Source organism: Gemmatimonadota bacterium (assembly GCA_040388535.1).
Classification (GTDB): Bacteria; Gemmatimonadota; Gemmatimonadetes; order Gemmatimonadales; family GWC2-71-9; genus Palsa-1233.
The window spans coordinates 481257-495371 of record JAZKBR010000001.1 but is presented as its reverse complement, the minus strand read 5'-3'; the positions used below and the strand labels follow the sequence as shown (position 1 = coordinate 495371).

Below are 14115 nucleotides of genomic sequence, written 5' to 3'. Positions count from 1 at the left end.
ATGTCCGACTCGGTACCGACGCTTAAGCGCCGAGCTCGTTCACCAGAGCGCGGTGCCGTCGCCACGGTGCATCTCTGGGGTCACGAGGTGGGTGCGGTGGCCGAGGATCCGCAGTCGGGGCGGGTGGTATTCGAGTATGCCGAGCAGTTCCGCAGCTCGGGGCTCGAGATTTCTCCGATTCATCTGCCGTTAACGCGGAGCGGGCCGCAGACCTTCGATGAACTCGCGCGGTCGCGGTCGTTCCTCGGCCTTCCCGGCGTGTTGGCCGATTCGCTCCCCGACGCATTCGGCAATGCCATCATCACGCAGTTCTTCGAGCAGCAGGGCCGGCCGGAGGCGTCGCTCAGTGCCGTGCAGCGATTGCTCTACGTCGGTTCGCGCGGGATGGGCGCGCTCGAATTCCGGCCGCCGACCAATACGCGCGTCCCCGAACTCACCACTGAGGCACTCGAGGTCGCGAGCCTGGTCGATCAGGCGCGGCGTGTCATCGAAGGTGACACCAGAGTTGCGCTGCCGGAGATCATGCAGGTTGGTGCCACGGCAGGTGGCGCGCGTGCGAAGGGATTGATCCTCTGGGATCGTGCGCGAGACCGGGTGCGATCGGGCTTTGCCGCGCCCGAGCGTGGTGAGGAGCCGTGGATTATCAAGTTCGACGGCGTCACGGCCGCGAGGGGCGGGCACGAGTTGACCAGGGATTTCCGGCCGGGTCCGTATGGTCGAATCGAGTATGCCTACTCGAGGCTCGCGCGTCGCGCCGGGATCACGATGGCCGAGACGCACCTGCTGCGTGAGCGCGAGTATGCGCACTTCATGACGAAGCGCTTCGACCGTGTCGGCACCGAGCGACTCCATCTGCATAGCTTGGGCGGCTTGCTGCACGCCGACTACGACATCCGGCAACTGGTCAGCTACGAGGAGTACCTGCGCACCATCCAGGAGCTGGAACTCGGCGCGCCGGCAGTGCTCGAGGGATACCGTCGGATGGTTTTCAATCTCGCCGCGAGGAATCAGGACGATCACGTCAAGAACTTCGCCTTCCTGATGGATGAGTCAGGGAAGTGGTCGCTGGCCCCGGCGTACGACCTGATCTATTCGGTCGGAGGCCAGTGGGCCGCCACGCATCAGATGCGCGCGAATGGGAGGGACGACGGCTTCACGCGGGACGATCTGCTCGCGGTGGGGGCGAAGTTCAACCTGCCGGGCGATGGCAAGGAGGTGCTGCGCGAGGTCGAGGATGCGCTGGCGCATTGGCCGGAAGAGGCGGCGGCGACGGGGTTGGGTGGGGTGGAGATTGGGAAGATTGGGGAGGCGTTTCGGCGGTTTGGGTAGGGGAGATCACCCGAGGCCAGGCTGGGATCCCGACCCCATTGTCTCGACGGCTCGCTAATGTGGCGTTCGAGGATGCTGGAAGTGCTTCGGCTGGATTTCGCCAACCTGCAGCCAATGATCTCCCGTGTAACGCAGCGCCACCTGAGTAATCGTGAACCCTCGATTCACCCCATGTTCATTGCCGAACCGAAACACATTGGCGACGGCACTGTCGGCAGGAAGAAACTCGACCATTTCGACTGCGACGATCTTGCGGGGCGTAGCGTAGCAGTTGGTAGTCTCGACTGCAGAGCATTCCCGGAGTGCTACCAGGGAGTCGGCCATATCCTTCCAGTTCGCAAACCGGAGCAGGTAGATCCCGGTGGCGCGGTACTCCCGTTGCAGCTGTTCCACGATGCTCGCGCGCGCGCCTTCTGCCGATCGAGCCTCTTGCGCCGACGCCGCGACTGCTGGAAAGCAGATGATCGCCAGGGCGATGCTGAGTTTGATGATGAAGCGTCGCATGGTTTGAGCCCCCGGGTGGCGTGTCCTCAAGGGTAAACGCTTGATCGTTCGGCGTGCGAACCGCGGACGGAAGCCCGAGGTCGGGAGCCCTCGACCAACGATTTGGGGCGACCGTGACACAACTTCTGTCACAATCGCCCCAGGGAATCTCGTAACTCTATGGGCCCGGCGCGATTCGAACGCGCGAGCTCTTGCTCCGGAGGGGCCCCATTTAGAACGCCAATCACGCTGAAATGCCGATGTTTCCTGAGAAAGGCCGCCCCATTGCCGGGAAGCGGATTTCGCAATGCGGCGTGAAATCGTAACTATTTGGACACCCAAACGGACGCCCTGGCGCTTGTTTGCTTCTCCCTTGGCAAGCCGTGCGCGCCTCGGGCGAAGGGATTGCAGTCGTGCTCTAGGCCCCCCACAAATTGGCCCGAACCCTCGCGATATCTTCGTTGGAACAGCATTCACAGGTCGCGTTTTGTGTTCGAACGCGTTGAAGCCTTAGGATCGGGGGAGTCCAAGCACTCACTCGCCAGTAGTTGAGGTCAGATGCGGGCGCCCCAGGAGCGAGGCGTCGCACAATCTCGAGCGCGAGCAGCGCGCCCGCGAGGCAGGATACGAAAGCAAAGGGCGCAAGAATCGCTCGCCCGCTCGGTCCCCGAAGCAGTGCTTGTCCGCAGAGCTGTTTGAACAGAGAGTCGTATGCAATGCCGACTATATCTTCTGCCTTGAAAGTGGGAAACCTGTCGGCAATCAATGATGCAGCCGCGTCTGTCACACGCTCGCGGCGAACTTCGTCGACTGATATACCAAGAGAATCGGCTATGTGGTGTTCTCTAGTGTATTCGGCCTCGTTCGCACAGTAGATGCATTCCAGGCAGGCGGTGTTCCTAGGCTCGCGATTGTGATGAATGATGACTTCGCGTGTGTCAGTTGTTGAGGCGTCGAAGACTTCCCCGGGAAGTTCACTCTGGAGCTGTCGCCGGGCCCGCCGACTATCCACAGCTACTACCAATCGCCGAAGCCAAGGCCCTGTGTTCTTTTCTGGGACATCTTGCAAACGGCAGATCTGAGCGCGGAGGCTTAGCTCGGGAAGCAATCCTCGTGCGTGTTCGACAAGGCGTACTGATTTCGGCCAGCCTACGTCACCATCGGTGAAGAAGACTTGGCGGTTCAGATTGCCGCTGCTCACTACGTCGTCGTCCACGACGTCAAGTGTTCCTCGAATGTTGAGTCTGGAGGTCGCCCAGAGGAACGCGTTGCCGATTGCCCCGGCTCCGGCGAGGTATGCGTGCCCGAGATCGATTGGACTCTCCAAATCCTGCAGGTTTACCCCGAGCTCCGAAAATCTTACGGTTCTCCTAGATGTTGCCGGCCGGGCTAGTTCGGGTTGGAGGGCAATCTCCAAGGCAGCGGCTACCACGTAGCAGGCTCCGATTAGCCGGAGCAATCCATGAACGTTGACGTTGGGTACCGATTCTTGTGTGTTGCTGTCAATTACGATCGCTTCGGTTGACATGCTCACATATAGCTGAGGCGCTTCGCTACGGGCGCCCGAGTGGCCGAGGATGATTTCTACCGCGAATCGATCTTGATCAGTCGCAAATGTGACAGCTCTTACCGTCCGTGATATCAGCCTGTGGATGTCGTCGGCCAGTTGTGCGCCCGCGCTGTCCTTGCTGTCCACCGTTAGCAGGACAGAGACCCCTAGCAGTTCGCTAGCCCGACCCTCTGTGACTCCGAGCATCGCAGCAAGCGCCAGGGAATTCTCTCGCCTCGCCTTCTCGTTCAGACTACCTTCAGGCACAGTTCCACCTCTGACGCCGTGAGTTCTTGCCAGCGATTGCCTGCGGCATGCGCGAAGACCTTGGCATGCGTCATGAACGAGTCAATAGTCGTCCGCTCTGCGAAGTATGGAAGCACGATCGAGAGCGCCCCCTCATGTCGCACAATTGCCCATTTGTCGTCCGCAGGTGAATGAAACGCCTCCCGAGGGTGGCTGTGTACCTGCGCTGCTATGTACAATCTGTCGGTTCTGATCCTTTGCTTTAGCTCGACCATGCTTACGGCTGGGATCCAGAACATGTCAGCTCTCGCTTCGTGTTCAGGGACGTAGGCTTCTACGACCGTGGAACTGTCGCGGTCTCGTCGGCCGAGCCAAAGGACGATCCCTTCTTTCCTGTCTCTTGCGCTTGCCTGGAGGCTCACAAGCGTCTGATGAATGCAGTGAGATGGACAAAGAATCATTTCTAGCCGCTCCCTTTCTGCCATGCGTGCCAAAGTTGAGTGAGAATGCCGCCAAGGTCATATGCGGAGCTCCGCCGAATGCCCTCCCACAACTCCGCGATGTGGCTCGGATGGGCGTGGTACTCACGGGACCCACGCATGCAGACAAATGGTCGTCCCGTTGCAGGATGAGCGCCGCCATTGAAAACCCCGGTAGGGTCTGGCGAGAGAGTCGTCAACGGAGTTCCATCGCTTGAATGAAGCGAAATCGATGGCGGCTGCTCGTCCCAGTTGTCGCACAAGAGACATAGCCGTAACGGTGTTCTACCATTTGCGGTGAAAACGACATCAAGGGTCGGATAGTCGCGTGTGTTCAGCAACCAGCCCCGCGCATCGAGGAGCCGTGGGGTCAACCGACCACACTGCTCCTCGAAAAGCGCGCGCGATACCAGGAGGTGCAAATCAGCCTCCCCCGCCCTCTGCAGGGCCCCAATCGATTTCTGCCATGCACGTCAGGTCATTTTCCAGGTACGACTTGTCTACGGCGATCAACCGCTGACCCGTCGGACCGGCAACGCTTGCGATCCAACTCTCTGTGTCGGTGAGCTTCAGCTCGTGTGCTGCTTTCTCAAGCACATGCCTCACCGGCTGATGCGCGGGAACCCGCGAGAATCCTTCCTCGGGGAAGAACCCGGATGTCGTTGATACGGCGACCGCTAAGAACTGATCTTTGGCGGTCTCGGGCCCTGACTTCTCTGCTGTAGCCATGGTACTTCTCCTGGATTGCGGACTCTTTGGGGCCCAGCCAACTGGCTTTGCCCTTGCCCGGTCAATTGTATATAGCCAAGTTTTAGCTAATAGTCAAGTAATCTATGGCTAGTAACTATTGACTGGCCCGCGAATATCTGGTAGGTTTGCTTCTCATACGGAGGCATTTATGTCAGCCAAGAAGACGATGACGCTCAATTTGACCGACGCGGAGATGCTTGCGTTGGAGACCCTTTGCATGAAGAAGGACCTGACCAAGACGTCAGTTCTGCGCCAGGCCCTTCGTCTCTATCAGCTAGTAGAGGTGCGGCTGGAAGCGGGGGAGAAGCTGTATTTCGAGCATGAACTCACGAAGGACAAGGCTGAAGTGATGATGCTATGACTGGAGGCATTCCGGTTTCGCTGTGGAAGCTGCAAAGCCAAGAAATGGTCGCGGCGGAGCTCTTCGACAATATTGGAGAGGCGCAAATTGTCGACTGGAAAAGCGAGTGGCTTCCGGCGATGCTCGAAGGGGTGCAACGGCTCAAGAAGGCGGATGCAAACGCGCGCGAGCCGCAGAGCAGCCACTGGAATTGGCGGAAAAAGGCGGAGGCGCTGCAAAACGTCCTAGCACGACGCGGATTTAGCCTTGTTTGCGAAGGAATGACTCAAGGCATGATGGTGGTCGATACGGCCGTGAACCGGTGTCGTATCGACAGCCAACGCGGCCAGCATCTTGTGTATGTTTCGTACGTTGAGGCCGCCCCTTGGAACCAACGCCTTTTGTACGAACCACCTCGCTATTCCGGTGTTGGATCTCTCCTAATGCGCGCCGCGATTGACTTGAGCCTGGAAGAGGGCTTCAAGGGGCGAATTGGGCTCCACTCACTTCCGCAAGCGAACGACTTCTATGGGACCAGCTGCGGCATGACCGATCTGGGATTCGACGCAGAATACAGGATGCGATACTTCGAGATGACTTCGGATCAGGCGCACGCCTTTGTTGCAAAGGGGGACCAACCATGAAGCACGACATTACTGAAGAATGGTGCCGGCGAATGGCTCAGCTCGAGGCAGGCGCCGAGGTTGGAGCGGGTGTGCTTGCACGTGCCCCAACGGCTTTGTACGCCCCCCCTCATACACCGCCTACACATGAAGACATCAATCCGGCATTTGGGCGCTTTGTGCAGCTAATGCGGCGTCGTCACGGGCTTACCTTGGAGAAGCTCGCTGACGACGCTGACGTGGAAGTATTTGAATTGGTCGGCATTGAGGAAGATCCCCGGCACAAACCTCAGTTGCGATCGGTGTATCAGCTCGCATCCTACTTCCGAGTTCCACAGGGGGCACTTCTTCAGGTCTCCGGGCTAATGGCCCCTGATGACGCGAAACTGTTCAATGAGGCTATCCGATTTGCGGCCCGCTCGGAGTCCGTTGCAGCTCTAACGCGAGAAGAACAGGCCGCGCTTGAGGCATTCGTAGTCATATTGAACGAAAGGGCGAGCCCGGGATGATCACCTGAGCAAGAACCGCATTCTCCCACCCAAGACGATCAATGACATCGACAAGCGTGTCGAGCGTGTCTTGCGCGGGCTTGACTACCCCGAGCCTCCATTGCGCTTGGAGGATGTTCGAGAGCTCCTGCAATTGGACCGATCATTCTATACAGTCGATGACCCAGGCGTGTTGGGCGAAGTCGTAAATAGAATACGAGTCGCGGGTATTCAAGTCTACCGTAGACCCACAATAGTCATCGACGTTGTTCGTAAGCTCTCGCTCAAGGCGCTGTACCTTCCCGACAGCAAGCGCATCTTGCTCGATGCTGCACTTCCTGAGAAGAAACACCGATGGAACGAGACTCATGAGATAGTACACAGCCTGTTACCGTGGCACATCGACACAATGCTTGGCGACAACGTGGCCACGTTGTCGCAGGACTGCCATGACCAAGTTGAGTCTGAGGCGAACTTTGGCGCGGGGCGGTTGCTGTTCCTCCAAGACCGCTTCCGCGAGGAGGCACGCTCGCTGACCCCGTGTATCGATGCGGTGAAAGTTCTTGGAACGAAATTCGGAAACACGATCTCTACAACACTGCACCGCTTTGTGGAGCTTGCAGGGACAGATCGGCCGATGGTCGGCATGATCTCCGACCATCCCCATGTGAGTCGACGGCGTCCCAACTGGAATCCATTGGCTCCATGTCGCTATTTCATCCAGTCACCATCATTCGCGACGAAGTTCAGCAAGATCACCGAGGTGGCCATGTTTCGGCAGGTGTCTGCTTACTGCGGCGGGCAGTCGGGGGGCTCGCTCGGGGAGGCCGAAATCATGCTCGCGGACGACTTAGGAGACCATCACATTTTTCATTTTGAGACCTTTTTCAACCGCTATGACGCGTTGAGTCTCGGTATGTATCTCCGCCCGACCCCGAGACAGCATTTCACCTGATTGGTGAGGCGATACGATCACGCGCCCGCGACGCACTCCTTTCGAATTGGAAGTTCATACATGAATCGACAAATCGAACACGAAGGAACGCTCTGGGAGGTCGTGTCGCTAGGAACTGGTGTTGGTACAGCGACTGGACACGTGCCGGGCGCTGATCGATGGCTAGTTGAGTTCCGCGCGGTGACAAAGCTTGGGCTTCCCCCATTGAATGGGTGGATCGGTGATCGAGATCCATCGAAGCTGTCCGAGAGTGCATTGCTTAGGGCGCTAATACGCGCGCGGGACAGCCGAGAGTCGCCGTAGTCATCCTGCGTCTGCACGACCCTCCCGGCCAGCCGAGTCCGCTTCCACCAACAGGGTTCGGAAATCTCGATATCGCATGGCTACGAGCTTCTGAATCAGCTGCTCGCTACGAGCCTTGGTATCATCGTCGTCAGAGTTCAAACCGGCCCGAAGTATTACCCGTGCTTCATCTATCCACCCATGGATGGACCAGTCGTGAGACGCTAGTTCAACCATCCAGGCCAAGCATCGAATCGTAGCGGCAGGGTACTGGGGTGCGATGGCGGCAAGTCGTTGCACAACTTGATGCCCAGGTGTGGGAAGGATTGACTTAGACAGGACGGTTTCGAGCGTCCACAGAGACCACGGAAGGTCCAGGCGTCCCGATCCGAACCATGAGCCAAACGCCCCTAGCTCCGCCCTGATGTCGACTTGCATCCGCCAGTTCCATAGCGCCTGGAGCCGCGCGGTCACCTCTTCCCCCGGGGCACTTTCCGCTCTGTGGAGCGACCATCCGATCGACTTCAGTGCTTTGCGTCTGTGATCCTCGGCCGCTCTGGCAAAAAACTGACGGACTAAGCCTCCCTCCTCTAGCCCGAGCTCACCCCGCCAGTAATAGGCCATCAGATGTTGTGCTAGATGCTCAGTCGGGCTCTCGAAAGGCTTCGGAGCGGACGCCGAGGGTGCGGCAAGCTCGGCGATTGCCTTCGCGTAAGTAGGGTGCAGGATTGGCAGAATCGTGGAATAGGGACTGCAATAGACAATGTATGCCTCCCACGCCGCGTGCCAATACTCCTGGAGCAGCTGGGCGTCGGGGAAGATTAGGTCTCGATGCGACTTGGCCCACTCCTCATCCAATAGCACCCACCACGGAAACCACTGTCCGTATGTCGCCCTGACCGCCAGCGACGGATCGTTGCTCGCATCGAGATGACTTTCGAGCACCGCCCGCACCTCAGGCATCGAATCGAACGTCGTCGTATCGCCCGAAAGCACGGCGATATTGCGCCGTACCCACAATGCGTACTTCGCGACGGCGTGAAACGCTTTGCCCCGAACAGTGTTTAGGCTGAGTGTAAGGGCGTCCAGAGGGTTGCCGCCGTGCCGATCCTCATGCTGTGGCGTCGGGTCAGGGTCGTCCGTAACTCTGACGATCAGTTTCCATACCAGCGCTCGGTTTTCGAATGGGATGACGTCCGGCGTCTGGCTTAGCGCGTCTTCCACGAGTGAAATGGCGGACCGGCGCACCCCGACCAGTTGACGATCGTTACCGCCAAGGCCGTCGGCGGTCTGCGCTTCAGAGGTGATTTCGTACAAGGAATCCAGCAGCCCAGCCCAATCAATGACAGCGCCGTCGCGCCTCGCTCCCGCGATGCCTTCAACTAGCGCAACCGCATAGGCTGCATGGAGTTCCTCTGCCTGAGCGAGGGCGACAATAGCTCCCCCTGCGTCACTTACAGCTTTCTGTCTGACCGCGTTCGCCAATCCGGCCTCGCTGGGGCCTTCGGGATCGTCGGACGGCTTCCATGTCCTCAGGTACCCCAGGAGGGCAGGCCATGGCAACTGGTCCGCCTCCTCTTGGGTGAGCGGGCTTCTTTCGCCGACCCAGGTCATCGCCCCGCGGGAAAGCGGCCCCGGCTCGGGAGCAGCGCCATACTCCGCTTCTAGTCGCTCAAGTGTCGTTGCGTGCGAGCCAGTCCCCAAGAACATCCGCACGATTCCCAACCGGTCACGCTTCCACACTCCGACGTAACCGGCCTTGTCGACCTCGTCAGGTGTGGTTCCATCCAGGCGTTGCCGCCATGCCACGTATTCGTCGACATCCGGTCCGGCATTCACCCATTCCAAGTAGTGCTGCTGCACGATGCCAGGCAAATCGCCGAAAAAGCGCGCCAACAAGATGTTGTACTCAGGTCTCAGGCCGTGATCATCGCGGACCGCAGAGTCTTCCAACCATCGCTGCACCTCTGGCAGCAGGCGTTCGCCGAAGAGTGATAGCAGATGCAAGACGATGCGCCGAAACACATTCGTGGGCCGCCCCGCTATCTCAGCAAGGACAGCAGGCAGTCTGTCAGGTGCATGGTTGCCGATTGTCTCGCCTGCGTCGCGCAGGCCGACGACCAGGTCGTTCCGGATACTGTTCCGGCGATCTTCGGCAACTCGAATCAGCGGTTGCCAGATGTATGAGTAGTCCTCGGCCCCATCGGCTTGGGACAGGGAGCCACTCTCCACAGCGACTTCAAGCAAATCACACAGTAGAGCCACGGTTCCAAGGGCGTCCGAGGCCGCCAGGCCTGGGACGCACACGTCAAGTAGCTCGCCATACTCGTAACTATCAAAGCGCCCCTTCGCTTCTCCACGTACCAATGAGGAGGTGCCGTCATCATCAGGTGGCACCGGTGTTGATGGAGTGAGCGCAAACAGGGCCCTCGCCAACGTGATCGCCTGGGACGCGAAGCCAGCATCCGCGAGTTTCACGATCACCTTCGCAGCCTTGCCCGGTAGGAGCAACTGAAACTTACCTGAGAGCCCCGCCAGTAGGGTTGTGGTTAACTGCGCGCCCAACGAAGGCGGTAAGGCCAGTGCCGCATCGGCAACATCCTCATACACGCGCGGATTGTCTGAAGTCGGAAGCACTTTCAGGATGGAGGCGACTGCGCCACGCGCTTCCGCATTCGCCGCCATTCGGACCAGATACTTGCCCGGCGACCAAAATGGAAACGAGATCATGTCACCCCGCCGCTCGGCGGGGTAGGGCGCGAAGAGATTCTTCCTCCGTAGCGGTTCTATCCAGGCTGGGGACGACAGTTTTTCAAAAAAATATTCCGCGTTTGTCGGTCCCTTCTGAATCAACGCAATCGCTTTGGTGATCGTCTCGTCAGATATCATGCGGGAGCCTCGCCATCGGAGATCAGCTGATCGATATCGGATTCGTCATCGATCGGCGTTGGAACCAAGTGTTCAAGTAAGAACACTTCGAGGCGCCCTAGCTCTTCCTCCACTCGCTGCCGCGTGGCGGAGTCGGCATGGTGCGTAACCCCATTAAAAAACCGTAGCATCTCCGCCCATTTGCTGGTCCGCACATCCATTACGGATGGTGGCATCGGGCTCCCGGGAGGATTAAGGCGGGTGAGCATCTGAGCTGTCTCAGCGCGCCTCGTCGGGACGTTTTGCTCCATCCAGAGAAAGAATGCGCCACATCGAACCAAGAAGGCCAACAGGGCTGGGTCGATGCTTCCTGTCCAGTCCCCGGTGCGGTAGCACACGCTGTTGGTGCGAGCATGGCGCCAAGCTTCCCCGAGCGCGTTTGCTTGCCCGTTCAATTGTTCATGACTGGCCCGAGGAACGTTCAAGATCGCGGGAAGTATGCTCATCAGCTCGCGAAACTCATATGCGGCGACGTGGACGGATTCCGGACCGTCGTCTCGCTGGAGAGCACGGACGCCCTCGGCATACATACCGATCGCGCGATGGCTGTCTGGACTTTTCCTTGTGAGCTCATCGACAAGTGTCAAGCCTTGATCGGAAAAGCGGACAGCGCCATCGAGAATAGTGGGGGGGGCAGGAGGCTGCGGAGGAATGCCGGTCATGTATAGGCCGCCAGTTCACCACGGGCTGTCGGGCCGACGGGGATTCCTCGCCATGCAGCAGATACGCCCATTCCGCGTTCCACTCTAGGGTTTCGGTTTGCGTGGAGGAGCCGCCGTCTTCACTCGGGTAGTTCGGGCGGGAGCAGCCTGTAACGCTGCGATCCCGTCACTCAATTGTGAGAGGACGCTCCCAAGCAATCCGATCTGGGTCATCAAGTCCTCGTAGGGGCGGTTCACGCGCGCTCTCAGCTCGTTGAGAGTTGCTTGCGTGACCTGTACGGTCTCAGCGACATCACGTGCCGCCGTAAAGGCGTGCGGATTGAGCCTCATGTTCTCGGCTTCTCGGGTGATTTGCTCGGCCCGTTCCTGCCGCGCCCGATTCATGGTTACCCACGCGCCTTGTAACCGCGGCCAACCGGAGTGACTGGCCCCTATCGTGCCCTGCACCTTCGCGTGGCTCGCTTCGACGGAGGCAATCGCTTCTCCGCTCGCTGTGGACGAGTCGCCTCTTGCCGTGGAGGCGAAGCCACGAGTGCTGTTGAGCGTCAACTACCGACGCACTCAGCCAATTGGGAGGGTCAGGGAACTCGGGCGCTTGTGCTACCCCGTGGGGACTGGCACCACTCCTCGGCACCATCGCCGCCTTTGTTGAACGATCCGCTGTAGGTGCGTCCGAAGTGAGCGGGAACTGCTCGAGTGAGCCCAGGTCAGAATTGGGCCTCACGTCGGCTGGCTACCTCCCAGTACTTCACTCCACCTGTCTGACTCCGGCACTTCGCTGTACCCTTTGACGGCCGAATGACGCAGCAGGGCTAACCTAGGACGTTTCTACCCCCCAATCCTAAGCGGGCGCCCCATGCTCCGAGCCCCATGCTTTTTAGTACCGAGTCTTGCCTTGCTCCTCGGTCTCGGCTGTGGTGGAGGGGGCAACCCCATCACCCCCCCGCCTCCGCCGCCTCCGTCGCCCGTAGCCACTGTCAGCATCACCCCGGATGCTGGATCGCTTCTGGTTGGTGCGACGCTTCAGCTCACGGCCACCGTGCGCGACGCGGCGGGGAATGCCCTCACGGGGCGCTCGGTGGCCTGGTCCGGGGACAACCCAGCCGTCGCGTCGGTCTCCGGAACCGGCCTCCTTACCGCAATCTCGGCAGGGGGGCCGGTTCGCGTTACTGCGACGTCCGAAACCATCTCGGGGGTGGCGACGATCACTGTTGGTTTGTCGTCCTCGGGAACGATTGGCCCGCAGGGAGGGACTGTTGCGACCACTGTAGTCGGGACAACGGTGTCATTCTCCCCTGGCGCGGTCTCGGGAGCGTTGCCCGTTCAGGTGAATGACACCGTCCCAGTAGATCCCACCTATCCGGTCCAGTCCAACGGTGCGATCAGAATGGTGCTCCCGGTGAACGGGAATGGAGGCTCATTTCAACAGGGTGGAAGCGTTGTCATCTCCTTTCCGGTCAGCGCCGCACAAGTGCCGGGCTCAACCAACTACGTCCGGGCGAAGTTTAAGGGGGTTTCTGGATACTTCTGGGCCGCAGTCCTCCCGGCCGCGGGGGGACGGGTCACATTGACGATCCCGTCGGGCGGATTCCTGGATTTCAAAACCGGTTTTGGTCTCGACACTCTAGACGCGGTGCTCGAGGTTGAAGCCGTCGATGCGCCGGAGGCTGCACCCCTTGGAACACCAGCTTCCACGGGCTTCCGGGCACCAACCGCTCTCTCCCGCTTGGTGGAGAACTGCCCGATCCCACCGTCGGGCGTTCCGTCTGATTTCTTCGCCCCATGCAGCTCCGGGAGGCTTCGGCTGACACGCCCAGGTGGCTCGGGCGCCGGAAGCCAGATTGGTGTTGTACTCGTCCACGGGTGGTCACCTAACATCGCTGATTGGCGTTCCTATTATCTCGCACAGGGAATCCGGTGCGGGCTGATCTGGCCGTTCCTTTCGACCTGCTCGATCGATCCAATGTTGCGACTCTCTGCCTCTCTGCCGGGGCAAGTCTATTTCGCGGACCTTCTCCCCAAATTGCAGGAGGATGCGCGATTCTCGAGTAGCCCGGTCTACATCTTCGACTACCAGTCCTACCGAGACTTCCATGACTCGGGGGCGGAGCTCGTGGCCGCGTTGAATAGCGAAGCCCGACGTTCCGGTGGTGTTAAGCAGTTCGTTCTTGTCGGGCACAGCATGGGGGGACTAGTCTCGAGGGAGGCAGCGATCGACATCGAGCTCCAGCCTCTCGGAAATGCTCAAACCATTCTGGGCATCATTTCGCTGGGCACCCCTCACCTTGGCACCCCGCTTTCAGGACTTTGGGATGCCAACGGTCTCGCTGGAGTTGCCGGAGGAGGAGCAATCGGGATATTAGGGACCTTTAAGCCGGCCATTAGGTCGGCTGGAGCACAATCTCTTACGTCCCGGTTGGATCGGGGCGAACGGACCCCTTTGTACGCCTTTGGTGGACGCTTTTCGGGCTTTCCTAGCCTGGAGTATTTGCTGACCTCAGGCACCCTCTGCCTGGTCTCCTCTGCCGCCTGTGCGAGCGACGGAGTAGTTCCAACATATTCGTCCCGGCCTCAGGAGTTTGGCGCACTCGGCGCGGTACTGCACGACGAGCTGACGGGCTTTGATCACACGGACCTCAAGACGGGGAAGTCGCAGCTATACGGGTTACTGGCATCGGGGCTCCAACAGCTCATCGAACGCGCCGGGGCTGTCTCGCTTGCCTTTGTCCAGCAACCAACCAGCACGCCGAGCCTTCAGTCGATAAGTCCTAGTGTGACGGTGGAACTTCGCGATGGCACTGGTCAGCGCCTCCTCAGCTCGACTCATCAGGTCACAATTGCGCTCTTGGGTAATTCGAATGGCGCGAATCTGAGTGGGTCGAAGACAGCGGCCGCAGTGGACGGAAGGGCGACATTTTCTGGTTTGTCTATTGACCTGGTCGGCACAGGGTACATGCTCCGTGCTACGGCGGTCGGTCTCTCGGCCACTTCCTCCACCTTC

Annotated in this window: 10 protein-coding genes; 5 read left to right on the top strand and 5 right to left on the bottom strand. The window is 59.5% G+C overall.

What is annotated here, in order from left to right; all coding sequences use genetic code 11:
* Entirely contained in the window at nt 1-1329 is a 1329-nt protein-coding gene (locus V4558_02290) for a type II toxin-antitoxin system HipA family toxin (protein ID MES2304299.1), read from the top strand.
* A 54-nt stretch (nt 1330-1383) separates the two neighbouring features.
* Here the strand turns inward: V4558_02290 and V4558_02285 are convergent, their stop codons facing one another.
* The 3 genes from V4558_02285 to V4558_02275 form a co-directional block, all read right to left on the bottom strand.
* Entirely contained in the window at nt 1384-1833 is a 450-nt protein-coding gene (locus V4558_02285) for a hypothetical protein (GenBank protein MES2304298.1), read from the bottom strand.
* Nucleotides 1834-2230: 397 nt separating this feature from the next.
* Complete coding sequence (locus tag V4558_02280) at nt 2231-3628, bottom strand: ThiF family adenylyltransferase (protein ID MES2304297.1); 1398 nt, start codon at nt 3626-3628, stop codon at nt 2231-2233.
* Between the two features lie 442 nt (nt 3629-4070).
* Nucleotides 4071-4286, bottom strand: a complete 216-nt coding sequence (locus V4558_02275) for a putative metal-binding protein (protein ID MES2304296.1) — start codon at nt 4284-4286, stop codon at nt 4071-4073.
* Between the two features lie 698 nt (nt 4287-4984).
* Between V4558_02275 and V4558_02270 the strand changes: the two genes are divergently transcribed.
* The 4 genes from V4558_02270 (at nt 4985) to V4558_02255 (ending at nt 7242) form a co-directional block, all read left to right on the top strand.
* A complete protein-coding gene (locus tag V4558_02270) occupies nt 4985-5197 on the top strand; it encodes a transcriptional regulator (GenBank protein ID MES2304295.1) in 213 nt (70 codons plus the stop codon).
* The gene (locus V4558_02265) at nt 5194-5820 is read left to right on the top strand and encodes a GNAT family N-acetyltransferase (GenBank protein ID MES2304294.1); all 627 of its coding nucleotides are present in this window, start codon (nt 5194-5196) and stop codon (nt 5818-5820) included. The genes V4558_02270 and V4558_02265 overlap by 4 nt, the downstream gene beginning before the upstream one ends.
* On the top strand, nt 5817-6308 hold the full coding sequence (locus V4558_02260) for a helix-turn-helix transcriptional regulator (GenBank protein ID MES2304293.1): 492 nt from the start codon (nt 5817-5819) through the stop codon (nt 6306-6308). Before V4558_02265 ends, V4558_02260 begins: the two co-directional genes overlap by 4 nt.
* Nucleotides 6309-6477: 169 nt before the next feature.
* On the top strand, nt 6478-7242 hold the full coding sequence (locus V4558_02255; protein MES2304292.1) for an ImmA/IrrE family metallo-endopeptidase: 765 nt from the start codon (nt 6478-6480) through the stop codon (nt 7240-7242).
* A 303-nt stretch (nt 7243-7545) separates the two neighbouring features.
* Here the strand turns inward: V4558_02255 and V4558_02250 are convergent, their stop codons facing one another.
* Nucleotides 7546-10413, bottom strand: a complete 2868-nt coding sequence (locus V4558_02250) for a hypothetical protein (protein MES2304291.1) — start codon at nt 10411-10413, stop codon at nt 7546-7548.
* Nucleotides 10410-11114, bottom strand: a complete 705-nt coding sequence (locus V4558_02245) for a hypothetical protein (protein ID MES2304290.1) — start codon at nt 11112-11114, stop codon at nt 10410-10412. The genes V4558_02250 and V4558_02245 overlap by 4 nt, the downstream gene beginning before the upstream one ends.
* Nucleotides 11115-14115: the final 3001 nt, after the last annotated feature.